At 67.7% G+C, this 25,207-nt stretch carries 23 protein-coding genes; 9 read left to right on the top strand and 14 right to left on the bottom strand.

Going from position 1 to position 25,207, the window contains the following annotated elements:
* The first annotated feature begins 188 nt into the window (after positions 1-188).
* A complete protein-coding gene (locus tag O5O54_RS10975) occupies positions 189-1,142 on the top strand; it encodes a choline ABC transporter substrate-binding protein (RefSeq protein WP_279481642.1) in 954 nt (317 codons plus the stop codon).
* A gap of 18 nt (positions 1,143-1,160) precedes the next feature.
* On the opposite strand, the gene O5O54_RS10980 is transcribed toward O5O54_RS10975, so the two are convergent.
* The 11 genes from O5O54_RS10980 to araD1 all read right to left on the bottom strand — a co-directional run bounded on the left by O5O54_RS10980 (position 1,161) and on the right by araD1 (position 13,120).
* Positions 1,161-1,448: a DUF2218 domain-containing protein gene (locus O5O54_RS10980; protein ID WP_279481645.1), complete on the bottom strand. Its 288-nt coding sequence runs from the start codon at positions 1,446-1,448 to the stop codon at positions 1,161-1,163.
* A gap of 137 nt (positions 1,449-1,585) precedes the next feature.
* A complete protein-coding gene (mmsB, locus tag O5O54_RS10985; RefSeq protein ID WP_279481647.1) occupies positions 1,586-2,806 on the bottom strand; it encodes a multiple monosaccharide ABC transporter permease in 1,221 nt (406 codons plus the stop codon).
* Entirely contained in the window at positions 2,803-4,320 is a 1,518-nt protein-coding gene (gene mmsA, locus O5O54_RS10990; RefSeq protein WP_279481818.1) for a multiple monosaccharide ABC transporter ATP-binding protein, read from the bottom strand. Before mmsA ends, mmsB (O5O54_RS10985) begins: the two co-directional genes overlap by 4 nt.
* A gap of 114 nt (positions 4,321-4,434) precedes the next feature.
* Positions 4,435-5,502, bottom strand: a complete 1,068-nt coding sequence (gene chvE, locus O5O54_RS10995) for a multiple monosaccharide ABC transporter substrate-binding protein (RefSeq protein WP_279481649.1) — start codon at positions 5,500-5,502, stop codon at positions 4,435-4,437.
* 206 nt (positions 5,503-5,708) lie between these two features.
* Positions 5,709-6,356 (bottom strand): 2-dehydro-3-deoxy-6-phosphogalactonate aldolase, encoded by a 648-nt coding sequence (locus O5O54_RS11000; RefSeq protein ID WP_279481651.1) that lies wholly within the window; start codon positions 6,354-6,356, stop codon positions 5,709-5,711.
* Positions 6,353-7,279, bottom strand: coding sequence for a 2-dehydro-3-deoxygalactonokinase (locus tag O5O54_RS11005; RefSeq protein ID WP_279481653.1), 927 nt, complete (start codon positions 7,277-7,279; stop codon positions 6,353-6,355). Before O5O54_RS11005 ends, O5O54_RS11000 begins: the two co-directional genes overlap by 4 nt.
* Positions 7,276-8,184 (bottom strand): SMP-30/gluconolactonase/LRE family protein, encoded by a 909-nt coding sequence (locus O5O54_RS11010; RefSeq protein WP_279481656.1) that lies wholly within the window; start codon positions 8,182-8,184, stop codon positions 7,276-7,278. Before O5O54_RS11010 ends, O5O54_RS11005 begins: the two co-directional genes overlap by 4 nt.
* Before the next feature lie 17 nt (positions 8,185-8,201).
* A complete protein-coding gene (locus O5O54_RS11015) occupies positions 8,202-10,064 on the bottom strand; it encodes a dihydroxy-acid dehydratase family protein (RefSeq protein ID WP_279481657.1) in 1,863 nt (620 codons plus the stop codon).
* Positions 10,065-10,113: 49 nt separating this feature from the next.
* Complete coding sequence (locus tag O5O54_RS11020) at positions 10,114-11,184, bottom strand: galactose mutarotase (protein ID WP_279481659.1); 1,071 nt, start codon at positions 11,182-11,184, stop codon at positions 10,114-10,116.
* A gap of 2 nt (positions 11,185-11,186) precedes the next feature.
* Positions 11,187-12,125 carry a Gfo/Idh/MocA family oxidoreductase gene (locus O5O54_RS11025; protein ID WP_279481820.1) on the bottom strand — a complete coding sequence of 313 codons (939 nt, stop codon included), beginning with the start codon at positions 12,123-12,125 and terminating at the stop codon, positions 11,187-11,189.
* Complete coding sequence (gene araD1, locus O5O54_RS11030) at positions 12,122-13,120, bottom strand: AraD1 family protein (RefSeq protein ID WP_279481661.1); 999 nt, start codon at positions 13,118-13,120, stop codon at positions 12,122-12,124. The genes O5O54_RS11025 and araD1 overlap by 4 nt, the downstream gene beginning before the upstream one ends.
* A 274-nt stretch (positions 13,121-13,394) precedes the next feature.
* Here araD1 and O5O54_RS11035 point away from each other — a divergent pair, with 274 nt between their 5' ends.
* Positions 13,395-14,813, top strand: a complete 1,419-nt coding sequence (locus tag O5O54_RS11035) for an MATE family efflux transporter (RefSeq protein ID WP_279481662.1) — start codon at positions 13,395-13,397, stop codon at positions 14,811-14,813.
* Here O5O54_RS11035 and O5O54_RS11040 read toward each other — a convergent pair.
* Positions 14,803-16,080: an L-fuconate dehydratase gene (locus O5O54_RS11040; RefSeq protein ID WP_279481664.1), complete on the bottom strand. Its 1,278-nt coding sequence runs from the start codon at positions 16,078-16,080 to the stop codon at positions 14,803-14,805. The two genes, O5O54_RS11035 and O5O54_RS11040, sit on opposite strands and share 11 nt — an antisense overlap.
* Positions 16,081-16,131: 51 nt before the next feature.
* Between O5O54_RS11040 and O5O54_RS11045 the strand changes: the two genes are divergently transcribed.
* The 7 genes from O5O54_RS11045 to O5O54_RS11075 all read left to right on the top strand — a co-directional run bounded on the left by O5O54_RS11045 (position 16,132) and on the right by O5O54_RS11075 (position 22,598).
* Positions 16,132-16,983, top strand: coding sequence for an IclR family transcriptional regulator (locus O5O54_RS11045; RefSeq protein ID WP_279481666.1), 852 nt, complete (start codon positions 16,132-16,134; stop codon positions 16,981-16,983).
* Entirely contained in the window at positions 16,980-17,723 is a 744-nt protein-coding gene (locus O5O54_RS11050) for an SDR family oxidoreductase (protein ID WP_279481668.1), read from the top strand. Before O5O54_RS11045 ends, O5O54_RS11050 begins: the two co-directional genes overlap by 4 nt.
* A gap of 12 nt (positions 17,724-17,735) precedes the next feature.
* Positions 17,736-18,158: an RbsD/FucU family protein gene (locus tag O5O54_RS11055; protein WP_279481670.1), complete on the top strand. Its 423-nt coding sequence runs from the start codon at positions 17,736-17,738 to the stop codon at positions 18,156-18,158.
* Between the two features lie 127 nt (positions 18,159-18,285).
* A complete protein-coding gene (locus O5O54_RS11060) occupies positions 18,286-19,269 on the top strand; it encodes an ABC transporter substrate-binding protein (RefSeq protein WP_279481672.1) in 984 nt (327 codons plus the stop codon).
* Positions 19,270-19,491: 222 nt separating this feature from the next.
* The gene (locus O5O54_RS11065) at positions 19,492-21,039 is read left to right on the top strand and encodes a sugar ABC transporter ATP-binding protein (protein WP_347814882.1); all 1,548 of its coding nucleotides are present in this window, start codon (positions 19,492-19,494) and stop codon (positions 21,037-21,039) included.
* 12 nt (positions 21,040-21,051) lie between these two features.
* Positions 21,052-22,035, top strand: coding sequence for an ABC transporter permease (locus tag O5O54_RS11070; protein WP_279481675.1), 984 nt, complete (start codon positions 21,052-21,054; stop codon positions 22,033-22,035).
* Positions 22,036-22,208: 173 nt separating this feature from the next.
* Positions 22,209-22,598 (top strand): response regulator, encoded by a 390-nt coding sequence (locus O5O54_RS11075; protein WP_279481677.1) that lies wholly within the window; start codon positions 22,209-22,211, stop codon positions 22,596-22,598.
* Positions 22,599-22,601: 3 nt separating this feature from the next.
* Here the strand turns inward: O5O54_RS11075 and O5O54_RS11080 are convergent, their stop codons facing one another.
* Both O5O54_RS11080 and mmsB (O5O54_RS11085) read right to left on the bottom strand, forming a co-directional pair.
* A complete protein-coding gene (locus O5O54_RS11080) occupies positions 22,602-24,293 on the bottom strand; it encodes an AMP-binding protein (protein ID WP_279481678.1) in 1,692 nt (563 codons plus the stop codon).
* Entirely contained in the window at positions 24,290-25,207 is a 918-nt protein-coding gene (gene mmsB / locus O5O54_RS11085) for a 3-hydroxyisobutyrate dehydrogenase (RefSeq protein ID WP_279481680.1), read from the bottom strand. Before mmsB (O5O54_RS11085) ends, O5O54_RS11080 begins: the two co-directional genes overlap by 4 nt.

The raw sequence follows: 25,207 nt of genomic DNA on the forward strand, positions 1-25,207 counted from the left end.
CCATCGGACCGGCGCTCCAGTGCCACGCGAACAAGCTCGAACAAACGTTCAAGGCCAAGCGCCAAGCATCTGTCCGAGCTTGTCATTTTCCCGTCATCAAAGCCGAGCTGCACCTCCCGGCCATCGACCGTCTGCGTTAGGATCCGCACTCCATCGCCCACCGTGGCGACCACTTCGGGACATGCCCCATGCGACACCGCCGCCCCCTGGCCCTTCTCGGCTTCGCCCTTGCGCTCGGCGCCGTGGCCCCGGCCGCTGCCCAGGCCGCCGATCCCGCGAGCTGCCAGACCGTGCGCCTGGCCGATGTCGGCTGGACGGACATCACCGCCACCACCGCCGCCGTCTCCGCCGTCCTCCAGGGTCTCGGCTACCAGCCCCGAACCGACGTCCTCGCCCTGCCCGTCACCTTCGCCTCCATGAAGAACGGCGACATCGACGTGTTTCTGGGCAACTGGATGCCGACCATGGAGGCCGACCTCGCCCCCTACAAGGCGGACGGATCGATCGAGACCATCCGCGCCAACTTGGAGGGCGCCAAGTACACGCTCGCCGTCCCGACCTATCTCTACGACCAGGGCCTCAAGTCCTTCGCCGACATCGCCAGGTTCCACGACCAGCTGGACGGCAAGATCTACGGCATCGAGCCCGGCAACGACGGCAACCGCCTGATCCTCGGCATGATCGAGACCGACCAGTTCGGTCTGGGCCAGTTCGAGCTGGTGGAATCCTCCGAGCAGGGCATGCTCTCGCAGGTCGCCCGCCAGACGCGGGGAGAGAAGCCGGTGGTCTTCCTCGGCTGGGAGCCCCATCCGATGAACGCCAACTTCCAGCTGTCCTACCTGTCGGGCGGGGACGCGGTGTTCGGGCCGAACTACGGTGGGGCGACGATCTACACGCTGACGCGTAAGGGCCTGTCGGCGGAATGCCCGAACCTCGGCAAGCTTCTCGCCAACGTGGTGTTCTCGCTCAAGATGGAGAACGAGATCATGGGCGCGATCCTGAACGACGGCGAGGCGGCGGAGGCGGCGGCCACCAAATGGCTGGCGGCCAACCCCGAGACCTGGAAGCCCTGGCTCGCGGGCGTCACCACCTTCGACGGTCAGCCGGCCGACGCCGCCCTCGAGACGGCGCTGGAAGGCTGACACCGTCGGGAGGCCGCCTCAGGCCTCCCGCTTCCAGTCGAAGGCCAGTTCCTCCCGAAAGGCGAAGCGGACGATGTGCTCTGCGACGGCGCCTTCCATGCGGTCGAGGATGGCCGGATCGTCCGCCGTCACGACGACACCAAGCCGCCCCTCGCCCGCTTCCAGAGCGACCCTGGCACTCGGCATATCGATCGTCCCGCGCTGCGGATCGAACTCCACGGTGAACTTGTGCGCCCAGTGCTTGCAGAGCTGCTGGAGATAGCGGCTGGCATGCTCGGTGGGAACGTCGGCGCGGCTGAGGGGCATCGTGCTCTCCATGTTCTGGTGACCCCGTCCCTACCCTCGCGCCGACTGCAACCGCAAGAAACATGATAACGGCGCTCAATGAAAAGCGCGGCGCCGGTTTCCCGGCGCCGCGCCTTGGCGTCGTCCGCGTGCTGCGGTCAGGCCTTGTTGCGGTTGTAGACGTCGAAGCAGACGGCGGCGAGGAGCACGAGGCCCTTCACGAGCTGCTGGTAGTCGATCGAGAGCTGCATGGACGTCTGCATGCCCATGTTCAGCGCGCCCATGATGAAGGCGCCGATCACCGCGCCCGTCACCTTGCCGACGCCGCCATAGGCCGAGGCACCGCCGATGAAGCAGGCCGCGATGACGTCGAGTTCCAGGCCCGTGCCGTTCTTGGCCGTCGCCGAGCCGACGCGGGCGAAGAAGACGAGGCCGGCGACCGCGGCGAGCACGCCCATGTTGACGAAGGCGAGGAAGACGATCCGCTCGGTCTTCACGCCCGAGAGCTTGGCCGCCTTCTCGTTACCGCCGACGGCATAGACGCGGCGGCCGATCGTGGTGCGCGAGGTGACGAAGGCGTAGATCGCGATCAGGACGGCCATCAGGATCAGGACGTTCGGCAGGCCGCGATTGGTGGCGAGCAGATAGCCCATGAAGAGGATGGCGAGCGTGACAAGCGCGATGCGGCCGTAGAAGAAGGAGAGCGGCTCCGCGACCGGAGCGACGCGGGCCCTCGCATTCCGCTTCACTATGGCGAAGAGCGCGAAGCCGACCGCGAGCACGATAGCGAGGATCAGGGTCGTGGAATTAGCGAGGTCCATGACCGGCAGGAGGTCGGGGATCGTACCCGTGGAGATCGCGCGCAGCGACGCCGGGATCGGCGAGATCGACGACGACGAGCCGAGCGTCATGAAGGTCAGCCCCCGGAAGACCAGCATACCGGCAAGTGTAACGATAAAGGACGGGATGCGCAGGAAGGCGACGAAATAGCCCTGGATCGCTCCGATCACCGCACCGACGACGAGGCACATGGCCACCGCAATGGGTACGGGGATGTTGTAGATGACCATTAGGACGGCGCCGACGGCGCCGATGAAGCCGACGATCGATCCGACGGACAGGTCGATATTGCCGGTGATGATGATCAGCAGCATGCCGATCGCCATGATGATGACGTAGCTGTTCTGGAGGAACAGGTTGGTGAGGTTAGAGGCCGAGACGAAGGTCGGGCGGCCCGTCGCGGCGGAATAGGCCGCGAAGAACAGGATGATCGCGACCAGCGCGACCAGCATGCCGTATTCGCGCAGATGGCTTTTGAAGTAGTCGAGGCTCGCCCCGCCGCCCTGCCCGCTCGGGGCGTCCACGGTCTTGATGCTCATGCCGCGTGTCTCCCTGCGGTACGAATGATGGCGCGCATGATGCTTTCCTGCGTTGCCTCGCCGCGCGGCAGCTCGGCCACGAAGCGCCCTTCGTTCATGACGTAGATGCGGTCGCACATGCCGAGAAGCTCAGGCATTTCCGACGAGATCATCAGAATGCCCTTACCCTCGGATGCCAGCCGCTCGATGATGGAATAGATCTCGAACTTGGCGCCCACGTCGATGCCGCGCGTCGGCTCGTCGAGGATCAGGAGCTCGGGGTTCGAGAAGAGCCATTTCGACAGCACGACCTTTTGCTGGTTGCCGCCCGAAAGGTTCAGCGTCTTGTGGAAGATGTCGGAGGATCGAATGCGCAGGGAACCGCGATAATCCTCCGCCACCTTGCGCTCGCGGTCCTCGTCGATCACGCCGCTCTTGGCGATGCCCGGAAGGTTGGCGAGCGAGATGTTCTGGCGGATGTCGTCCTCGAGGAGCAGGCCGTACTGCTTGCGGTCCTCCGTGACGTAGGCGAGCCCGGCGTCGATCGCCCGCGGAATGGTCGACACGTCCACCGGCTTGCCGTGCATGAAGGCTTCGCCGGACACGTTGCGCCCGTAAGACTTGCCGAACACGCTCATGGCGAGTTCGGTGCGCCCGGCGCCCATCAGGCCGGCGATGCCGACGATCTCGCCCTTGCGCACGTTGAAGGAAACGTCCTTCACGATCTGACGCTGGGTGTTGAGGTGGTGATAGGCGTTCCAGCCCTTCACCTCGAACAGGACCTCGCCGATCTTCGGATGGCGGGGCGGATAGCGGTCGTCGAGCTGGCGGCCCACCATGTCGCGGATGATCTGATCCTCGCTGACCCCGTTTCGGCAGTCGAGCGTCGAGACGGTGGAGCCGTCGCGGATCACGGTGATCGAGTCGGCGACGCGCGAGATCTCGTTCAGCTTGTGGCTGATCATGATCGAGGTCAGCCCCTGCTTCTTGAACTCGAGAAGGAGGTCGAGAAGCGCCTGGCTGTCGCGCTCGTTGAGGCTAGCGGTCGGCTCGTCGAGGATGAGGAGGCGCACTTTCTTGGAGAGCGCCTTGGCGATCTCGACGAGCTGCTGCTTGCCGACGCCCATGTCCTTGATCAGCGTCGTGGGCGGCTCGGAAAGGCCCACTTGGCGGAGGAGCTCGTCGGACCGGCGGAACGCCTCGTCCCAGTTGATCACGCCGCCGCGCGAGATTTCGTTGCCCAGAAAGATATTCTCGGCGATCGACAGGAGCGGCACGAGCGCCAGCTCCTGATGGATGATGATGATGCCGACATGCTCGCTATCGCGGATGCCGCGGAAGGACCGAACCTCGCCGTCGTAGACGATGTCGCCCTCATAGGTGCCGTGCGGATAGACACCCGAAAGGACTTTCATCAGCGTCGACTTGCCGGCGCCGTTCTCGCCGCAGATCGCGTGGATCTCGCCCTTCTCGACGACGAGATTGACGTTGTCGAGCGCCTTCACGCCCGGGAACGTCTTGGTGATGCCGCGCATCTCTAGGATCGGTGCCAAAGCGTTCTTCCCGGTCTTCGGAACGATGGAGCGGGAGCCCCGAGGGCTCCCGCCGATACGTGAACAGGGCACCGGAGCGCCCTGCCGGAAGGCCGATCAGGGCTTGATCTGGTCTTCGGTGTAGTAGCCGCTGTCGACCAGCACGGACTTGATGTTGTCCTTGGTCACCAGCACCGGCTTCAGGAGGTAGGACGGCACGACCTTGACGCCGTTGTCGTAGGTCTGGGTGTCGTTGACCTCCGGCTCCTTGCCCTGGCCGATCGCGTCGATCATGTCGACCGTGACCTTGGCCAGCTCGCGCGTGTCCTTGAAGATCGTCGAGTACTGCTGGTCGTTCTGGATCGACTTGACCGAAGGCACTTCGGCATCCTGGCCGGAGACGATCGGCATCGGCTTGTCGCCCGAGCCGTAGCCGACGGCGGTCAGCGCCGAGATGATGCCGATGGACAGGCCGTCATAGGGCGAGAGGACCGCGTTCACGGTCTTGTCGCCGTAGTAGGACGAGAGGAGGTTGTCCATGCGGGCCTGGGCCACGGCCGGGTCCCAGCGCAGGGTGCCGACGCGGTCCATGCCGGTCTCGCCCGACGGGATCACGAGCTTGCCCTGGTCGATATAGGGCTGGAGCACGCTCATCGCGCCGTTGTAGAAGAAGAAGGCGTTGTTGTCGTCCGGCGAGCCGCCGAACAGCTCGATGTTGAACGGGCCGGCCTCACTCTCGAGCTTCAGGCCCTGCACGATCGACTGCGCTTGGAGGACGCCGACCTGGAAGTTGTCGAAGGTCGTGTAGTAGTCGACGTTCGGCGAGTTGCGGATCAGGCGGTCGTAGGCGATGACCTTGATGCCCTTGTCGTGCGCCTGCTGGAGCACGTCGGTCAGCGTGGTGCCGTCGATGGAGGCGATCACCAGCGACTGGACGCCGGCCGCCACCATGTTCTCGAGCTGGCTGATCTGCGTCGGGATGTCGTCCTCGGCATACTGCAGATCGGTCTTGTAGCCGCGCTCCTGCAGCTGCTTCACCATGTTGTCGCCGTCGGCGATCCAGCGGGCCGAGGCCTTGGTCGGCATCAGCACGCCGACGGTGCCCTTTTCCTGCGCGAAAGCGCCGCCGGTGAGGGTCATCGCGCCGAGGGCCACGGCCGCCAGCAGGGTCTTCATACGGATCATACTCTTCCTCCCATCGCGACGCCGCGACAGCGGGCGTCCGAAAGCGCGAACCCCTCGCGCCGAGCTTTCCGCATCGTGCGGACACGGCCCGCACGATGCCTTCGGCCCCTCCCCCTCTGCCTGACGGCCCGGTAGTGGCGACCAATTGTCTGATGAATTAACGCATCGGCGACCCGGTCGCCAATGAATTTTTTCGGCGCTCTGATTTATCGTAAACCGCAAACGCGGTCGTAGAGCAAGACAGCTTTATCGGCCCTTTCCCGGATCTCCCCAACCGTCATTCCCGGCTTGTAAAGCGAGGAGCCGAGGCCGAAGGTCCGCACCCCGACGGCGGCGTAGCCCTCGAAGTCCGCTTCCGACACGCCGCCGACGACGCCGATCTCGCGATCCTTCGGCAGAACGGCGCGAATCGCCGAGACGCCCGACGGGCCAAGCACGCTGGCGGGAAAGAACTTCAGCGCCGAAGCGCCCGCAGCGATCGCCTGGAAAGCTTCGGTCGGAGTGAAAACGCCCGGCATCGTCACCATGCCGTGGCCGGCCGCCCGCTTCAGAACTGCGGCGTAGACATTGGGCGAGACGAGGAGGTTTCCGCCGGCCTCGGCGAGACGATCGACGTCTTCCGGCGTCAGCACCGTGCCGGCGCCGATATAGTGGCCGGGGCCGCCGAGGCGGACGGCCGACGCGATGGAGCGGAAGGCGTCGGGCGAGTTCAGGGGGATCTCGATCGCCTCGAACCCAGCCTCGATCAAGGTCGCAACGGCGCCTTCCGCCTCTTCCGGCTTGACGCCGCGCAGGATGGCCACCAGCGAACGACGCAGCTCGGGCCACGGCACATGGGATGAAACCTGGCTCATGTCGAACTCCGGTCGGGATGCAGGAGGCGGACGGCGGCGCGCAGGCCGTGGCGCACGCAATGATCGGCGTCGAGCCGGCGCTCCAGCGTGAGGCCCGCCGCGGTCGCGACCGCCTCGTAGAGCGCGGCAATCGGTCCGGAGGCAAGAAGCGCCAGACGGTCGGGGCGGCCGTAGCGGGCGAGCGCACCCGCGAACTCCAGCCCGATCAGGAGGCCGGACAGGCGCGCTGACTGCGCCTGCGGGACGGCACCCTCGAGAAGCCAGCCGGCCCGCAGTTGAAAAAGCGCGTTGGTCGCCTCGGCCGGACGTGAGAGCCCGGCTGCCAGCCCTTCCGCAAAGGCCGGATCGTCGGAATCGGGCCGCGCATCGGTCTCCACGGCCTGTTTCAGGATCGAGCCGCTGCGCAGGAGCTGGAACAGCTCGCCCGTCATGAAGGTCGAGAAACCGGTAACGGCCCCCTCCTCCAGCCGCACCCACTTGGAATGGGTGCCGGGCATACAGACGAGGCCAGTGCGGAAGCCTTCCGCGACGACGCCCAGAAGCTGCGTCTCTTCGCCGCGCATCACGTCGGGCGCCGCCCCGCGCTGCGCCAAACCCGGAAGAATGTGGATCGGCCGCGCCGGCGACGGCACCGGGATCGCCTGCGTCGCGAGATCGTCCAGCCTCGTCGGAACCGCGAGATAGGCCGCCTCGACCCAGCCCGTGCGCGAGCCGACCATGCCGCACAGAACGGCCGGAGCGCCCAGCCGCACGCCCATCGCCTCAAGATGGCCTTCCAGGACGCCCGAGAAGTCGCCGTTCCGCACGCCGGTCAGCCCGTCCGGCGCTCGGCGCTCGGCGAGGACCGTCCCGTCGGCGGCGCAGGCCCAGGCGCGGAACGAAGTCGTGCCCCAGTCGACCAGGGCGGTGGCCGCCTCGCTCATGGCGCCAGCCGCACGCGCGGCTCCGCGACTCCCTTCACGCCGGCCTGGACGATGAAGGTGCGACCGGCGTTGGGGTCGTCGGCGCGGTCTGCGTCGTCCATGCCCTCATAGGCGGTGGTGACGAGAAGCTGATCGAGGTTCCGACCGGTAAAGGCCGGGCAGCTCGGCTGGAGCGCCGGCACCGAAAGGGAGCGGAGATGCTTGCCCTCTGGCGAGAAGACCTCGATGCGGCCGGCTCCCCAGCGGGCGTTCCAGACATTGCCTTCGGCATCCGTCACCGCGCCGTCGGGTCCGCCCGCGAAGGCTCCGTCCGGCACGAACACTGCCGGCTCGCCGCTCGGCAGACCGGTTTCCGGATCGAGGGGAACGCGGTGGATGTCGCCGCGAGCGGTGTCGGCGAAATAGCCGACCGTGCCGTCCGGCGAGAAGCAGATGGCGTTGGGAATGGAGACCTGTGCGTAGAGCCTGCGCAACTCGCCGTCTCGGAACCAGTAGATCGAACCGCGGCCCTCTTCGGCCTTGCGCCCCATCGTGCCGATCCAGAGCGCGCCCGAAGGGTGCACCCGCCCGTCGTTGGAGCGCGTGTCCGTCTCGTCGGGTTCCAAAGCCGTGTGGAGAGTCAGCCTTCCCGTCGCGACGTCGCGGACATGAAGGCCCCTCTCGGTCGCAAGGAGCTGCGTCCGGTCGTCCACCGTGCAGAGCTGGCTGGCCATCAGCGGCAGGTCGTGGACCCGCACATCCGGGCTCGCCGACGACTTCTCGAACAGCTTGCGTCCGAGGATGTCGAACCACCAGGCCTTGTCGGTGGCCGGGTCGTAGGTCGGCCCCTCGCCGAGGTGGCAGGCCGGGGCATCCAGAATGTGAAGGGGGGCGGCTTCGCCCGCCCCCGTCTTGCCGTTCGCCATGTCCTGCATCGCCGCCTTCAGTGGTTGTCGCGGGGCACGCCCCTCGTCTGCGCCAGACGCTGGTATTGCACGGCGTTTTCCAGAACGGCACCCGTCTCCATCTGGCCAACCAGCGTGCGCTGAATTTCCTGCCACGGCGTCTGGTGCTCGGGATACTTGTAGCCGCCCTCGGCCTTGAGCGCCGCGCGGCGCTCGGCCAGCTCGTCGTCCGAGATCAGGATGTTGGCGGTGCCGCGCCCGAGGTCGATGCGCACCCGATCGCCCGTCTTCAGGACGGCGAGGTTGCCGCCGGCCGCCGCTTCCGGCGAGGCGTTCAAGATCGACGGCGAGCCCGAGGTGCCGGACTGGCGCCCGTCGCCGATGCAGGCGAGCGAGGTCACGCCCCTCTTGATGAGGTAGTCGGGCGCACGCATGTTCACGACCTCCGCCGCGCCGGGATACCCGATCGGACCGGCGCCGCGCATGAAGAGGATCGTGTTCTCGTCGATGGCGAGCGCGGGATCGTCGATCCGGTGGTGGTAGTCCTCCGGACCGTCGAAGACCACGGCTTTGCCCTCGAAGGCATTGGGATCGTTCGGGTTGTTCAGGTAGCGGTCGCGGAATTCGGGGCTGATCACCGAGGTCTTCATGATCGCCGACGAGAAGAGGTTCCCCTTCAGCACCAGGAAGCCCGCCTTGGCCTTGAGCGGCTTGTCGTAGGGCTTGATGACGTTTTCATCCTCGATCGGCGCGCCGCGGCAGTTCTCGCCGATGGTGCGACCGTTGGCGGTGATCGCGTTCTCCTTGATGAGGCCCTGCTCCATGAGCTGGTTCACCACCGCCGGAACGCCGCCGGCATGGTAGTAGTCCTCGCCAAGATACTCGCCGGCCGGCTGAAGGTTGACCAGCAGCGGGATCTCCTCGCCGAACTCCTGCCAGTCGTCCACCGTCAGGTCGACGCCGATGTGGCGGGCGAGCGCGTTGAGGTGGATCGGCGCGTTGGTGGAGCCGCCGATCGCCGAGTTGACGCGGATCGCGTTGATGAAGGCGTCCTTGGTCATGATGTCGGACGGCTTCAGATCCTCGCGCACCATGTCCACGATGCGAAGGCCGGTGCGGTAGGCGACTTCCTGCCGGTCGCGGTAGGGCGCGGGGATGGCGGCCGAGCCGGGAAGCTGCATGCCCAGCGCCTCGGCCAGCGAGTTCATGGTGGAGGCTGTGCCCATCGTGTTGCAGTAGCCGGTGGAGGGCGCGGAGGAAGCGACGAGCTTGATGAAGCCGGCATAGTCGATCTCGCCCTTGGCCATCAGCTCCCTCGCCTTCCAGACGATGGTGCCGGAGCCCGTGCGCTGGCCGCGGAACCAGCCGTTCAGCATCGGCCCGACCGAAAGCGCGATCGCCGGAATGTTCACCGTCGCCGCCGCCATCAGGCAGGCGGGCGTGGTCTTGTCGCAGCCGATCGTCAGCACCACGCCGTCCAGCGGGTAGCCGTAGAGGATCTCGACGAGGCCGAGATAGGCAAGGTTGCGGTCGAGGCCGGCGGTCGGGCGCTTGCCCGTCTCCTGGATCGGATGGACCGGGAACTCGATCGCGATGCCGCCCGCCTCGCGGATTCCTTCGCGCAGGCGCTGCGCCAGCTCGATATGGTGGCGGTTGCAGGGGCTGAGATCGGAGCCGGTCTGCGCGATGCCGATGATCGGTCGGCCGGACTGCAGCTCTTCCTGGCTGAGGCCGAAGTTCATGTAGCGCTCGAGATAGAGCGCGGTCATGTCGGCATTGTCCGGGTTGTCGAACCAGGCGCGCGAGCGCAGCGTCGTGCCGGCGCGGCCGTGGCCGCGGTTGCCGCCCGGCGTCTTCAGCTCATCAGCGTCCTCGATCACGGTCGTCAGGTCGTTCGACATGGTCATTTCTCCTTCGGCCCCGACACCCTAGAGGGCGAGGCCTGTCACGTCAGGCATGCTTGAAGCGATAGAGGGACCGGTGGCGATAGGTCGCGCCGGGATCGAGCCGCGCGGACGGGAAGTCCGGGCGGTTGGGCGTGTCGGGGTAGAGCTGCGGCTCCAGGCAGAGCGCATCGCCCATTCGATATGTCAGGCCGTTCTTGCCGACCGACGTTCCGTCCAGGAAGTTGCCGGAATAGAATTGGACGCCCGACTGGTCGGTCAGGAGTTCCATGACGCGGCCGTTGGACGGGTGGCGCAGCGTCGCCGCCAGCCTCGGCTTCCCACCGGCGGCGCCCCGCAGGCACCAGTTGTGGTCGTAGCCCCGGCCCTGTCTGATCTGCTCTTCCGCCGCGCGCACGCGGGTGCCGACGGGCGTCGCCTCACGAAAGTCGAAAGCCGTGCCCGCGACATCCGCCGGACCGCCTACGGGGATGGCGCCCTCGCCGACGGAGAGGAACTCGTCGGCCTCGATCGTCAGCTCATGACCGAGAATGTCCGTCAACCGCTCCGTCCCGCCGAGGTTGAAGAAGGCGTGGTTGGTGAGGTTCACCACGGTCGATCGGTCGGTTCGCGCCTCGAAGGCGATCTCCAATTCGCCCGCGCGTACGCGGTAGGTGACATCGACGTCGAGCCGTCCGGGAAAGCCGCATTCGCCGTCGGGACTGGTGCGCGACAGGCGCACGAAGGGCTCGGCCCCCTCGCCGGTCCCAGCGATCTCCCAGAGCTGCCGGTCGAAGCCGTCCGGCCCGCCATGCAGCGCGTTGGGACCGTCGTTGGCCGGAACCTGGAACCGCTCGCCGTCGATGGAGAAGGTTCCGCCCGCGATACGGTTCGCGTAGCGACCGATCGTGGCGCCGTAGAAGCTCCGGGCGGCGACATAGCCGTCGAGGTCGTCGTGACCGAGCACGATATCGTCGACGCGGCCTTCGCGGTCCGGGACCAGAAGCGCCTGCAAGGTGGCGCCATAGGTCAGGACGCGCGCCTCGATGCCTTGCGCCCGCAGGTGCACGATCTCGACGGCGCGGCCGTCCGGCAGCGCTCCGAAGGTCCGGCGTTCGAGACCTTGCACGTCGCTCACCCTCAAGCCTCCACGAAGGCTTCGACCACGTGCCGGCGCCCGAGCAGGAAGGCGTCCGCGACGTGCTGGAGCGGCGAAAGATCGACGTTGATGCGCCCGCCGGCCGCCAGTTCGGCGAAGCGGCGGTAGATGCCGGCATATTCGCGATCCGGCTCGTCGAGGCGCAGGGCGCCGTCCACCAGCATCCGCTTGCCGCCGTCCGCGACGATCAGCGAGCCCGCATCCGTCTCGACCATGATGTTCCAGATCTCGCCGCGCGTCTCGCGCCAGTCGAACTCGGCCTCGACCGGAACGCCATGCCCGTCGGAGAAGGTCATGCTCGCCGCGATGGGGGCGGCGCGGTTCTCCGGGAAGGAGAGGTCCGAGCGCGTGAGGAACACAGGCCGCGGAAGTATGGCGGTGAGGATGGACAGCGCGTTGATGCCGGGGTCGAAGACGCCGAGGCCGCCCGGCTCCCAGATCCATTCCTGGCCAGGGTGCCACTTGCGCACGTCCTCCTTCCACTCGATCCGCACGGAGCGCACCGTCGTGGAAGCGAGGAATGACCGGGCCGGCTCGACCGCCGGCGCGAAGCGCGAATGCCAGGTGGCGAAGAGCGCGACACCCTTCTCACGCGCCAGCGCTTCCAACGGACGGACCTCGCTCACCGTCGCGCCGGGCGACTTTTCCAGAAGCACATGCTTCCCGGCGGAGAGCACCGCCGAGGCCTGCTCGTTCCGACCCTGCGGCGGGGTGCAGAGCGCCACCGCGTCGAAGAGGTCGGGTCGGGCCAGCAGCTCGTCCAGCGTCGAGAAGCACGCAACGCCTTCGAGCGACGCATTGCGGCTGGCGACGGCGGTGAGTTCCACGCCATCGACAGCGGCGATCGAGGGAACGTGCTGATCGCGGGCGATCTTGCCGAGACCGAGAATGGCGACGCGCAGGGTCATGGACGATCTCAGAGCGAGCGAACGGCGACGGGCGTCTCGGTGCCCGCCGTCTCGGCCAGCGGGTTGACGAGCGGCAACCGGAACGGCCGGGCCTCGATCTCGAACCGGTCGCCTTTCTGCGTCTTCACGCCATGGGTGACCGAAAGGGTCGCCGTGCCGAAGAAATGGACATGCAGATCGCCCGGGCGGCGGAACAGGTCGTACTTGAAATGGTGGTGCTCGAGATTGGCGATCGTGTGGGACATGTTCGCCTCGCCCGACAGGAAGGGCTTGTCGAACACCAGCTCCCCGTCGCGGCGGATACGCGAGGTGCCCTCGACGTGGTCGGGCAGATCACCGACCAGAAGCTCGGGGCCGAGCGAGGCCTGCCGCAGCTTGGAGTGGGCGAGCCAGAGGTAGTTGCCGCGCTCGACGACGTGGTCGGAGAACTCGTTGGACAGGCAGAAGCCGAGGCGGAAGGGCGTCCCGTCCGGGCCGATCAGGTAGATGCCGGCCAGCTCCGGCTCCTCGCCGCCGTCCTTGGCGAAGACGGGCGAGGTCAGGGGCTCGCCCGGGCCGACGAGGCAGGAACCGTCGCCCTTGTAGAACCATTCGGGCTGCACGCCGATCTCGCCCGCCGCCGGCTTGCCGCCCTCAAGGCCCATGCGGAACATGCGCATGGAATCGGTGAGTTGCTCGCCCGCCTGCGCCTTATGCATCTTGTCGCGCCCGTCGGCCGAGCCGAGATGCGTGAGGCCCGTACCCGCCACAATGAAGTGCGCTGGATTCGGATGATGGATCGGCATCAGGATCCGGCTTTCGGCGAGCGCCGCATCGAGGTCCACCGCCTCCCCGCGCCCGGCGCGCTCGACCTCGTCGGCCAGCGTCGAGCCGCGCGCGACGGTCGCCTGCGCCAGGTCATAGGCCGAGAAGTAACCCGGCACGACATGGCCCATGCCTTCGTCGCCGGCCGCCACGACCTGCAGCGAGCCGGACGCGTCTTTCACTTGGAGGATTCGCAGGGCCATGACCATTCCACGCAATCGGATAGCGACGAAGAAACCCCGGCTGTCCGGGGCACGCGAGGGATCCGCGAGGAACGGATCCCAATTGTCTGCGTTATTTCGAACCGCTCCAGTCTTGTCAATCAAGTACGCGGCGCACGGGTGCATGTCCCGAACAATTCGTCGCTGCATCGCAGCAGCGGACGGGGCGCGTGCTCGCGCCGCGAAGCTGGACAGGGGCGCCGACCGGGTCTACCCACCGCCGTTCAAACCGGGAACAGCAGCGGGGGTCGGAACGATGGTGGCGCTTGGCACGAATGCCGAAGCCGGCGCGCCCGCGTCCGTCTCGTGGGGCGCGCACCTGCGCGCGATGCTCCTGCTCGGCCTGCCGCTGATCGGGGCGCAGCTCGCGCAGATGTCGATCAACGTCACCAACACCGTGCTGATCGGACGGCTCGGCCCGGTGGAGCTCGCCGCCGCCGTCCTCACCTCGCAGACCTTCTACGTTTTCTGGATGTTCGGTTCGGGCTTCGCCTATGCGGTGATGCCGATGGCGGCGGCCGCCAACGGGCGGGGCGACACGCGCGCGGTGCGCCGCTCGGTGCGCATGGGACTCTGGGTGGTCGGCTTCTACAGCGCCGCGGTGATGGTGCCGCTCTGGTTCACGCGCGACATCTTCCTCGCCCTCGGCCAGGACGCCCGCGTCGCCGACCTCGGCGGCCACTACATGCGCATCCTTCAGTGGTCGATGCTGCCCTATCTCATGACCTTCGTGCTGCGGTCCTATCTCAGCGCGCTGGAACGGCCGCGGGCCGTGCTGGCGATCACCGTCGCCGGCGCTCTCGTCAACGCGCTGGGCAACTATGCGCTGATCTTCGGCCATTTCGGCTTTCCGGCCCTCGGCCTGACGGGGTCGGGTATCGCCTCCGTCACGACCTCCGTCTTCATCGTGGGCGCGCTTTTCGCCTACACCCGCCTGGTGCTGGCCCTCCAACCCTACGACCTCTGGCGCCGGTTCCACCTGCCGGACTGGGAGGCGTTCCGCGAGGTGGCGCGCCTCGGCTGGCCGATCGGCGCAACCATCGTCGCCGAGGTCGGCCTGTTCACGGCGGCCTCGGTGATGATGGGCTGGATCGGCACGGTGGAGCTGGCCGCACACGGCATCGCCCTTCAGCTCGCCTCCATCTCCTTCATGATCCCGCTCGGCCTTTCCAGCGCGGCGACCGTTCGCGTCGGCTCGGCCTACGGGCGCGGCAGTGCGGAGGACGTCGCGCGGGCGGCGCGGGTGGCAATGATGGTGGCGGTCGGCATCGCCTTCTTCGCCGCCCTTCTGTTCTGGCTGATGCCGGAGAGGCTGATCGGCCTCTATCTCGACCTGCGACAGCCGGACGCCGCGCGGGTCCTCGCGACCGCCATTCCGCTCCTGTTCGTCGCGGCCGCTTTCCAGCTCATTGACGCCGCGCAGGTGACCGCCAACGGGGTCCTGCGCGGGCTGAAGGACACGCGCACGCCCATGCTGATCGCCGTGGCAAGCTATTGGGCCGTCGGCATGCCGATCGCCTACACGCTCGCCTTCCCCCTCGGCTGGCAAGGGGTCGGCGTCTGGTGGGGCCTCGCCGCAGGGCTCGCGGTGGCGGCGGTCTCCATGACCGCGCGCTACCTTCAGCGCGAGCGCAGCGGACAGATCACGGCCAGAGCCGAGCCCCTCACCCCCTGAACAGATGCGCCTCGATGGAGGCGCGCTTCATCTCGATGGAGAAGCCCGGCGCGCGCGGCGGCATGTAGCGCCCGCCGCGCACGTCGCAGGGGTGCACGAAGTGCTCGTGCAGATGGTCGACATACTCGGCCACCCGCCCTTCCATCGTGCCGGAGACGACGAGATAGTCGATCATCGACAGGTGCTGGACGTATTCGCACAGGCCCACGCCCCCGGCGTGCGGGCAGACCGGCTTTCCGAACTTGGCGGCCATCAGCATGATCGCGAGGTTCTCGTTGAGGCCCCCGACCCGAGCCGCGTCGATCTGCACCACGTCGATCGCGTCGGCCTGCAGGAACTGCTTGAACATGATGCGGTTCTGGCACATCTCGCCCGTCGCCACCTTGACCGGCGCGACGCCGGCCTTGATCTGGCCGTGGCCGATGACGTCGTCCGGCGAAGTCGGCTCCTCGATGAACCAGGGGCGGAACTCGGCCAGCCGGTTCACCCAGTCGATCGCCTCGCCGACCTCCCAGACCTGGTTGGCGTCGATCATCAGCGTGCGGTCCGGGCCGATCTCCTCGCGCACGATGCGGCAGCGGCGGATGTCGTCGTCGAGGTCGCGGCCGACCTTGAGCTTGAAGTGCGTCCAGCCTTCCGCCATGCCCTCACGGCAAAGGCGGCGCATCTTCTCGTCGTCGTATCCGAGCCAGCCGGCTGAGGTCGTGTAGGTCGGATAGCCCTTGTCGGACAGGATCGCCAGACGCTCGGCCTTGCCCTCCGCCGCGCGCTCCAGGATCGCGCGCGCTTCGTCGCGCGTCAGCGCGTTGCCGAGATAGCGGAAGTCCACGAGATCGAGGACCTGGTCGGGCGCCATGTCGGCGATGAGCTGCCAGACCGGCTTGCCTTCGTGCTTCGCCCACAGGTCCCAGACCGCGTTCACCACGGCGCCGATCGCCATGTGCATCACGCCCTTGTCCGGCCCAAGCCAGCGCAACTGGCTGTCGCCGGTGATTCGCCGCCAGAAACCGCCCATGTCGGCGGCGATCTCCTCGATCGACAGGCCCACCACCCGCTCGGCCGCCGCCGAGATCGCCGCCGTCACGAGATCGTTGCCCCGGCCGATGGTGAAGGCGAGGCCGTGCCCCTCCAGGGCGCTTCCCGTGCGCAGCACGACATAAGCGGCGGAATAGTCGGGGTCGGGGTTCATGGCGTCCGACCCGTCCAGCTTCATCGACGTGGCGAAGCGGATGTCGAAGGTCTCGAAACCAGCGATAGTGGTGGACATGCCGGAAAATCCCTGTTCATATATGAAAACTGAAATCACCAGCGGAAACGCATGTCAACCGATCGCCAGGAAGCGTCCGAGGATGCCGCCCGCTACAGCGCCCCGGCGCTGGAGAAGGGGCTCGACATCCTGGAACACCTGTCGGCGACGCGCGCGGCGCTGAACCTCGGCGAACTGGCCGAGGCGCTCGGCCGCACGCGCAGCGAGATCTTCCGCATGGTCGCCGTCCTGGAAGCGCGCGGCTACCTCGACCGCGACGGACCGGACCGATTCGTCGTCGCCGACAAGCTGTTCCGCCTTGGCCTCAACCGGCCGCTGCACCGCTCGCTGACCGACGCGGCTCTCCCGGTCATGCGCGACTTCGCCGAAACGACGGGCTATTCCTGCCACCTCGCGGTGCCGAGCGGCACGCAGATGGTCGTGATCGCGCGGGTGGAGAGCGTGTCGCATATCGGCTTCTCCGTGCGCATCGGCTATCGGCAACCGCTGGTGCGAACGGGCTCGGGACATTGCCTCCTCGCCTTCATGAGCAAGCGCCGGCGCGAGCGCACGTTCGAGGCCATCGCCGCGGAGGACCGGGGTTTCGACTTCGCCGACCTCCAGGCGCGCCTCGACCGGTTCCGCCAGGCGGGCCGGGTCGTGCGCGCGTCCGGCATCACCGAAGGCGTGACCGACGTCTCGCTGCCGATCTTCGACCCGGAGGACACGGGTGCCGTCGCCGCGCTCACCTGCCCTCACCTTCGGATCCTGAACGACCCGGTGGAGCCCGAGGCCTTGGGCGACGAGATCGCACGGGCGGCAGAGCGCATCAGCGCCGCGCTCGCCGCGCCGGTCTCGGCCCCATCGGACGAGGGTTCCGCCATCATGCCGCGCCCCCCGGCGCCAAAAGGAGAACGCCAGTGACGAACCGTCTGGCCGGACAGCGCGCGGTGGTCACCGCCGCCGCACAGGGCATCGGGCGCGCCACCGCCCTTGCCTTCGCCCGCGAGGGCGCCGAGGTGATCGCCTCCGACATCAACGAGGAGAAGCTCGCCGAGCTCGGCTCCGAATCCGGCATCACGGTGCGCCGCCTCGACGTGCGCGACGGGGCGGCGGTCGCCGCCTTTGCCCGCGAGGTCGGACGCGCCGACATTCTCTTCAACTGCGCCGGCTTCGTCCATGCCGGCACGATCCTCGACTGCACGGAGGAGGAGTTCGACTTCGCCTTCGATCTCAACGTCCGCTCCATGTTCCGCATGGTGCGCGCCTTCCTGCCGGCCATGATCGAGGGCGGCGGCGGTTCGATCGTCAACATCGCCTCGGTCGCCTCGTCGGTGATCGCGGCGCCCAACCGCTTCGTCTACGGCGCGTCCAAGGCGGCGGTGATCGGCCTGACGAAATCGGTCGCGGCCGATTTCGTCGGCCAGGGCATCCGCGCCAACGCGATCTGTCCGGGAACGGTGGAGAGTCCGTCCCTGGAGGACCGGATGCGCGCGACCGGCGATCTCGAAGCGGCGCGCGCCGCATTCGCCGCCCGCCAGCCCATGGGCCGACTCGGCAAGCCCGAGGAGATCGCCGCCCTTGCCGTCTACCTCGCCTCGCGCGAATCGGGCTTCGTCACCGGCCAGGCGATTTCGATCGACGGCGGCTGGACCAACATCTGAGGGAGGCAAGCGATGCTGCGAAACATCCATCCGCTTCTGGGCCCCGATCTCCTCCACGCGCTGCGCTCGCTCGGGCACGGCGACGAGATGGTGATCGCCGACGCCAACTTCCCCGCCCATTCGCTGGGGCCGCGGGTGGTGCGTCTCGACGGAGTGGACGCGGTGACCGCCGCGGCCGCGATCCTGGCGCACCTGCCGCTCGACACGTTCGTGGAGGACGCGGCCTTCCGCATGGAAGTGGTCGGAGATCCCGGCGCGGTTCCGCCGATCGCCGAAGAGTTCGCCGAAGTCGTCCGCCGCCGCGCGGGCGACTTCCCGATCCGCTCGCTGGAACGTTTCGCGTTCTACGAGCGGGCAAAAACGGCATGTCTGATCGTCTCGACAGGGGAAACCCGCCATTACGGCAACTTGATCCTGAAGACGGGCGTGCTCTGAACCGCTGTATTCCGGGGGTTTCGGGCGAGCAAGGCTCTTGCCAAGGCTGCGGACCGCCGATACGGTATGTTTATCTCAGTTTGAACAAGAACCGGAACAACCGGTCTATTTTGGGAGAGGAAACCCGATGACCACTCTGACTCTGACTCGCCGGCTTGCCCTGGCCGGTATCGCCGCCGCGACGCTCGCCCTCGGCATCCCGAGCGCGCCCGCCCTGGCGCAGCAGCCGACCATCCCGATCATCGTGAAGGACACAACCTCCTTCTACTGGCAGATCGTTCTGGCCGGCGCCCGCAAGGCGGGCCAGGACCTCGGCGTCAACGTGCCCGAGCTCGGCGCCCAGGCCGAGACCGACATCAACGGCCAGATCTCGATTCTCGAGAACGCCGTGGCCGGCAACCCGGCCGCGATCGTGATCGCCCCGACCGAGCGCACCGCCCTCGGCCCCCCGATCACCGAGGCCGCCAAGTCGGTCCCGGTCATCGGCATCGACTCCTCGGCCGAGTCGGACGCCTTCACCTCGTTCCTGACGACGGACAACGTCCAGGGCGGCCGCATCGCCGCCGACGGCCTCGCGGCCGCCATCAAGGCGAAGACCGGCAAGGAGGAAGGCGAGGTCGCGCTCATCACCAACGCGCCGAACGCCGGCTCGCTGGAAGAGCGCAAGAAGGGCTTCATCGAGCAGCTCGCCAAGTATCCCGGCCTGAAGCTCGTGGCCGACCGCTATGCCGACGGCCAGGCCGCGACCGGTCTCAACATCACGACCGACCTTCTCACGGCGAACCCGAACCTCGTCGGCATCTTCGCCTCGAACCTGATCATGGCGCAGGGCGCCGGCCAGGCGATCGCCGAGAACAATGCCAAGGACAAGGTCGCCCTGATCGGCTTCGACAGCGACGACCGCCTCGTGGGCTTCCTGAAGGACGGCGTCATCTCCGCCCTCGTGGTGCAGGACCCCTACCGGATGGGTTACGACGGCATCAAGACGGCGCTCGCCGCCTCCAAGAAGGAGTCGGTGGAGAAGAACGTCGACACCGGCGCCAACCTCATCACGACCGAGAACATGAACGAGGCCCGCTCGCAGGAGCTTCTGAACCCGAAGGTCAACTAAGGGTCCCGGCCGGAGGGCGGCGCTGGCCGCCCTCCGGCTCGAAGCGTCCGAACGCGCCGCAGTCCGCCGCCCCGCCTTGCCGGGACGGCCGCCGACGGCTCCCATCCCCGTTCTCCGTTCCAGCCCTCGCCGCAGGGCCTCCCGGACGCTTCCGACGCATGTTCGCGCCCGCTCTCCGCGCAAACGGAGGGCGCGCCCCGATGCAGCCCTTCGGAGGGTGCCATGTCCTCGACGCATCACGACCCCCTTCCCGTCGATCTCCACCCGACCGACGATCCGCTACCGGCCGCCGGCACCACGATCCTGGAGCTGAGGCAGCTCGAGAAGCGCTACGGCCCGGTCCTGGCCCTGAAGCCCGCGTCGCTCGCCTTCCAGGCTGGCGAGGTGCATGCGATCGTCGGCGAGAACGGGGCGGGCAAATCGACCCTGATCAAGCTCCTGACCGGCGTCATCCGGCGCTCCGGCGGCGAGATCCTGTGGCAGGGCAAGCCGGTCGATCTTGCCACCCCGCAGGAGGCGATCGACCATGGCATCAACGCCGTGCACCAGGAGGTGGTCCTCTGCCGGCACTTGTCGGTTGCCGCCAACATCTTCCTCGGCGACGAGACGGTACGCTTCGGGCTCCTGCAGAAGCGCAAGATGAACGAGGCCGCGCAGGCGATCCTCGACGATCTCGGCTTCCACCTGCCGGCCGAGGCGGAACTCGGCTCGCTCACCATCGGCCAGCAGCAGCTCGTGGCCACCGCCCGCGCTTCGTTGCGCGGCACCCGCTTCCTGATCTTCGACGAGCCGACCGCCTATCTGACCCGCCAGGAAGCCGCTCAGCTCTTCACGCTGATCCGGCGCCTCAAGGCCGAAGGCGTTACGATCGTCTATATCAGTCACCGCATGGAGGAGATCTTCGAGCTGGCCGACCGCGTGTCGGTGCTGCGCGACGGGACCCATGTCGGCACGCGCCTGATCGGCGAGACCAACGACGCCGAACTCGTCGCCATGATGATCAACCGCTCGCTGGAACAGATCTACCACAAGGAGGAGGTCGCCCTCGGCGCGCCGCTGATCGAGGCCCGGAACCTGTCCGGCGCCGGCTTCTCCGACGTATCGCTGACGGTGCGCGCGGGCGAGATCGTCGGGCTCTACGGCCTGATCGGCGCGGGACGCAGCGAGTTCGCGCTCAGCCTCTTCGGCCGCAATCCGAAGACCGGCGGCGAGATCTTCTGGAAGGGGCAGCCGGTCGAGATCAGCAGCGAGCGCAAGGCGATCGACCTCGGCATTGCGCTGGCGCCCGAAAGCCGGCGCGACCAAGGCCTGGCGCTGAACCTTCCCATCGGCCTCAACCTCAACCTTCCAATCTACGACCGGCTGACGCGCGGCATCACGATCAGCTCGCGCCTCGAAGCCGAGCACGCCGACCAGCAGATCCGGAACCTCGCGATCAAGACGCCGAGCCGGCGCTCTCTCGCGTCCTCCATGTCGGGCGGCAACCAGCAGAAGATCGTGATCGGCAAGTGGCTAAACCACGGCGCCGAGGTCTTCATCTTCGACGAGCCGACGGTGGGCGTAGACGTCGGCACCAAGGCCGAAATCTATCGCCTCTTCGGGCAGCTCCTCAAGAACGGCGCCGGCATCCTCCTGATTTCGTCCTACCTGCCCGAAGTCTACGAACTCGCCGACACGCTGCACGTCTTCCGCGGCGGGCGGCTCGTCGGCACCAGCGCTTTTCACCAGTCCACGCACGAGGACATTCTCACCCAGGCGATCGGCGTCTGAACGAGGTTACCCATGACCCTTCAAAGCTCCAATGCCGACGCCGTCGCCGCTCTCAAGAAGCCGCGCCGCAACTTCGGATTCCTCTTCGCGCTGACCCTGCTCGGCCTCCTCGTCGCGCTCTGGGTGTTCCTCGCCTTCGCGACGCCGACCTTCGCCACGGCCAACAACATCTCGAACCTGCTGCGCCAAGGGTCGATGATCGCGATCCTGGCCATCGGGCAGACCTTCGTCATCATCACGGCCGGCATCGACCTGTCGGTCGGTGCCGTGGTCGGCTTCTCCACCACCGTGATCGCCTGGCTCCTTCAGGCGGGCGTGCCGGTCTGGATCGCTGTGATCCTCACCCTCGTCATGGGCCTCGCCATCGGCCTGTTCCACGGGTTCGGCATCGTGAAGATGGGCCTGCCGCCCTTCATCATCACCCTGGCGACGCTGACGGCGCTGCGCGGCATCGGCCTCGTCATCACCAACGGCTCGACCATCTCGATCACCGATCCCGCCTTCAACGAGTTCTCGCGCGGCGCCTTTCTCGGCATTCCCAACCTGTTCTGGATGGTGATCCTGGTCGCGGTGCCGGCCTTCGTCTTCCTCCATCGCTCGCGGTTCGGGCGATATCTCTTCGCCGTCGGCTCCAACCCGGAGGCGGCGCGCCTCTCCGGCGTCAACGTGTCGCGCACCATCTACATGGCCTACTCGCTCTCGGCGATCTGCGCGGCCTTCGTCGGCATCCTTCTCGCCACCCGCATCGGCGTCGGCAATGCCACGCAGGCCGAGGGCTGGGAGCTTCAGGCCATCGCCTCCTCCGTGATCGGCGGCACCAGCCTCTTCGGCGCGGTCGGCTCGATCCACGGCCCGCTGATCGGCGCCTTCATCCTCGCGACGATCAACAACGGCGCCAATCTCTTGAACGTGAACTCGTTCTGGCAGCGCATCATCACCGGCGTCCTGATCATCGTCATCGTCTACTTCGACCAGCTCCGCCGCCGCCGCGGTTGACGTGGCAGCAAGGCGACAGGCGGCCGGAAACCCCCAGCGGTTTTCGGCCGCTTATCTGTTCGGAAGGAACTTTTGTCTCATGCTGTGCCTTTGACACGCGGACCCATCATCGGCCAAAGGCGTTTCCTCCCGCCGTCGGTGCGGGCGGGTCGGGTTTTGTAGGAACGAGTATCTTGGCGGCAGCGACTGGAACCGCACTGGCAGGCAAGCATGTGCTCGTCGTGGAAGACGAGTTCCTGGTCGCCATCGATATCGAGGCGGAACTTCACGAGAACGGCGCGCGCGTGACCTGCGCCGGCACGCTCGCGATCGCGGAAGCTTGCGCCAAGCGCGAGCGCTTCGACGCTGCGATCCTCGACGTGAACCTGCACGGCAAGGTGTCCTATCCCGTGGCCGACATCCTCCGGCAGGAACACGTGCCCTTCGTCTTTCACACCGGCCAGGGCGAGAAGCGGACCTTGAGCGAGCGCTATCCCGGCGTCGAGGTCTGCAACAAACCGTGTGACGGCACGGCCCTCGTCAGCGTTCTCGGCCGGGTCCTCGCCGACGAGAACGCGGCCTGAGCCTCACACCCCGAGATCGCGTTCGGAGAACTGCGCCAGCACCGTCTCGTCGCGGATCTCGCCCTTCTCCTTGCGGCGCAGCTCGACGCGTCGGATCTTGCCGGACACGGTCTTGGGCAGATCCTCCACGATCACCAGTTCGCGGATACGCTTGAAGGGGGCAAGCCGCTGGGCTGCATGCGCGTGGATCGAGCGAGCGGTCTCGAGGTCGGCGCGCGCGCCTTCCGCCAGCGCCACGAAGGCGCGCGGCACCGCAAGCCGCAGCTCGTCGGGCAGGGGCACCACGGCCGCCTCCCGCACGCTCGGGTGCTCGACCAGGACGCTTTCCAGCTCGAACGGGCTGATCCGATAGTCCGACGACTTGAACACGTCGTCCGAGCGGCCGACGAAGGTCAGCCCGCCTCCTTCGTCGCGGAAGGCGACGTCGCCGGTCCGGTAGACCTCGCCGTCGGTCCCGGCCAGCGTGCCGTCGTCGCGCAGGTAACCCGCCATCAATCCGGCCGGACGGGACGCCCCGAGCCGCAGGCAGACCTCGCCCTCCTCCGCCGGTCGGTCGTCCGCGTCGAGGATCTCCACGTCGTAGCCCGGCAGCGGCTGCCCCATCGACCCCGGCGCGGCGTCGAGGCCGGGCGCGTTGGCGACCATCGCCGTCGTTTCGGTCTGGCCGTAGCCGTCGCGGATGCGCAGGCCCCAGGCCGCCCTCACGCGCTCTATCACCTCCGGGTTCAGCGGTTCGCCCGCCGCGCACAGCTCGCGCAGGCTGTGCCGGACGGCGCCGAGATCCTCCTGCACGATGTGCCGCCAGACGGTCGGCGGCGCGCAGAGCGTGGTCGCGCCGGCCGTGCCGATCGCCTCCAGCAGGACCTTTGCGTCGAAGCGCGGCTGATTGACGATCAGGATGCAGGCGCCGGCGTTCCACGGGGCGAAGAAGGAACTCCAGGCGTGCTTGGCCCAGCCGGGCGACGACACGTTGAGATGCACGTCGCCCGGCCGAAGGCCGAGCCAGTACATCGTGGTCAGCGCGCCGATCGGATAGCTGCGGTGCGTATGGAGCACGAGCTTCGGTTTCGCCGTGGTGCCGGAGGTGAAGTAGAGAAGCAGCGGATCGTCGGCGCGCGTCTCCCCGTCCGAGCGGAAGGCCGCCGGCGCATCATGACGCGCGTCGAGCGAGGTCCATCCCTGCGGCATGGCCGAACCGGACACCAGCCTGAGCCCGCCGAAGCCCGCCTCGTCCACCTTGGCGCACTGGCCGGGGTCGGTGACCACCGCCTTCACGCCGCCCCGCGCGATCCGGTCGGCCAGTTCGCTCGCCGTCAGCAGAAGTGTCGCGGGAATGACGACCACGCCGAGTTTGAAGGCCGCGAGCATGACCTCCCAGAGCAGCGGCTCGTTGCCGAGCAGGAGCAGCAGCCGGTCGCCGCGCGCCAGACCCTTTTCGCGCAGGAAACCCGCGAGCCGGTTCGACCGTTCGGAGAGTTCGCCGAAGGAAAGGCTCGTCTCGCGCGCTTCCGCGCAGTCGACGATCCGCAGCGCCGGTCGGTCGCGGGTGGCGGGATCGGCGGCCAGCACGCCGTCGAACCAGTCCAGTGCCCAGTTGAAGGTCTGCGGGTCGGGCCAGCGGAAGCCCGCACGGGCGGCGTCCAGGCCGTTGCGATGGGCGAGCAGGAAATCCCGCGCTTCCAAAAGCGTGGTCATCGGGCCGCTCCTCCGGGGCGGGCCGGGCCGCCGGCGCGCAGGAACTCGATCATGGCCGAGAAGTCCTGATCTCCGCCCCCCTCGCCGACCAGATGGTCGTAGAGAGAGCGCGCCAGCGCACCCATGGGCGTCGAGACGCCCGCATCGTCCGCGGCGGCCTGCGACAGGCCCAGATCCTTGGCCATCAGCGCGCTCGCGAAGCCCGGCTTGTAACCGTTGTTTGCGGGCGAGGCCGGCACCGGACCCGGCACCGGGCAGTAGCTCGTCAGCGACCAGCATTGACCGGACGACTTGGAGGCCACGTCGAACAGCGCCTGGTGCGAGAGGCCGAGCTTCTCGGCGAGCGCGAAGGCCTCGCAGACGCCGATCATCGAGATGCCGAGGATCATGTTGTTGCAGATCTTGGCCGCCTGGCCCGCCGCCGCCTCTCCGCATTGGACGATGCGTCCGGCCATCGGCTGGAGGATCGGCCGCGCCACCTCTACGGCGCGCGCCTCGCCACCCAGCATGAAGGTCAGCGTACCCGCCTCCGCGCCGCCCGTACCGCCGGAAACGGGAGCGTCTACCGACAGAAGGCCGCGAGCCCCAGCCGACGCGTGGACCGCCTTCGCGCTGGCGATATCGATGGACGAGCAGTCGATGTGCAGCGCACCGACGCCGAGCCGGGGATAGGCCTCCTCGCAGACCGAGACGACATGCCGCCCGGCCGGGAGCATGGTGATCAGGACATCCGCCCCCTCCAATGCTTCGGACAGCGAGCCGGCGGTCGGCACGCCGGCCGTGCGGATGGCCTCCATCGCGGCCGTCGACGCGTCGAAGGCCCGCACCTGGGCGCCGGCGGCGGACAGCCGGCCTACCATGGGGCGCCCCATATTGCCGAGGCCCACGAAGGCGATGATCGGATTGGCTGTCAT

The organism is Aureimonas sp. SK2 (genome assembly GCF_029813115.1).
Taxonomy (GTDB): Bacteria; Pseudomonadota; Alphaproteobacteria; order Rhizobiales; family Rhizobiaceae; genus Aureimonas.

Excerpts from the sequence above, each read along its gene's own strand:
- O5O54_RS11000 (WP_279481651.1), bottom strand. The coding sequence starts at position 6,356 with ATGAGCCAGGTTTCATCCCATGTGCCGTGGCCCGAGCTGCGTCGTTCG.
- chvE (WP_279481649.1), bottom strand. The coding sequence starts at position 5,502 with ATGATCCGTATGAAGACCCTGCTGGCGGCCGTGGCCCTCGGCGCGATG.
- O5O54_RS11035 (WP_279481662.1), top strand. The coding sequence starts at position 13,395 with ATGGTGGCGCTTGGCACGAATGCCGAAGCCGGCGCGCCCGCGTCCGTC.
- O5O54_RS10980 (WP_279481645.1), bottom strand. The coding sequence starts at position 1,448 with ATGCCCCTCAGCCGCGCCGACGTTCCCACCGAGCATGCCAGCCGCTAT.
- O5O54_RS10975 (WP_279481642.1), top strand. The coding sequence starts at position 189 with ATGCGACACCGCCGCCCCCTGGCCCTTCTCGGCTTCGCCCTTGCGCTC.
- O5O54_RS11070 (WP_279481675.1), top strand. The coding sequence starts at position 21,052 with ATGACCCTTCAAAGCTCCAATGCCGACGCCGTCGCCGCTCTCAAGAAG.
- araD1 (WP_279481661.1), bottom strand. The coding sequence starts at position 13,120 with ATGGCCCTGCGAATCCTCCAAGTGAAAGACGCGTCCGGCTCGCTGCAG.
- O5O54_RS11005 (WP_279481653.1), bottom strand. The coding sequence starts at position 7,279 with ATGAGCGAGGCGGCCACCGCCCTGGTCGACTGGGGCACGACTTCGTTC.
- O5O54_RS11055 (WP_279481670.1), top strand. The coding sequence starts at position 17,736 with ATGCTGCGAAACATCCATCCGCTTCTGGGCCCCGATCTCCTCCACGCG.
- mmsB (WP_279481680.1), bottom strand. The coding sequence starts at position 25,207 with ATGACAGCCAATCCGATCATCGCCTTCGTGGGCCTCGGCAATATGGGG.
- O5O54_RS11065 (WP_347814882.1), top strand. The coding sequence starts at position 19,492 with ATGTCCTCGACGCATCACGACCCCCTTCCCGTCGATCTCCACCCGACC.
- O5O54_RS11010 (WP_279481656.1), bottom strand. The coding sequence starts at position 8,184 with ATGGCGAACGGCAAGACGGGGGCGGGCGAAGCCGCCCCCCTTCACATT.
- mmsB (WP_279481647.1), bottom strand. The coding sequence starts at position 2,806 with ATGAGCATCAAGACCGTGGACGCCCCGAGCGGGCAGGGCGGCGGGGCG.
- mmsA (WP_279481818.1), bottom strand. The coding sequence starts at position 4,320 with ATGCGCGGCATCACCAAGACGTTCCCGGGCGTGAAGGCGCTCGACAAC.
- O5O54_RS11015 (WP_279481657.1), bottom strand. The coding sequence starts at position 10,064 with ATGTCGAACGACCTGACGACCGTGATCGAGGACGCTGATGAGCTGAAG.
- O5O54_RS11080 (WP_279481678.1), bottom strand. The coding sequence starts at position 24,293 with ATGACCACGCTTTTGGAAGCGCGGGATTTCCTGCTCGCCCATCGCAAC.
- O5O54_RS11045 (WP_279481666.1), top strand. The coding sequence starts at position 16,132 with ATGTCAACCGATCGCCAGGAAGCGTCCGAGGATGCCGCCCGCTACAGC.
- O5O54_RS11040 (WP_279481664.1), bottom strand. The coding sequence starts at position 16,080 with ATGTCCACCACTATCGCTGGTTTCGAGACCTTCGACATCCGCTTCGCC.
- O5O54_RS11060 (WP_279481672.1), top strand. The coding sequence starts at position 18,286 with ATGACCACTCTGACTCTGACTCGCCGGCTTGCCCTGGCCGGTATCGCC.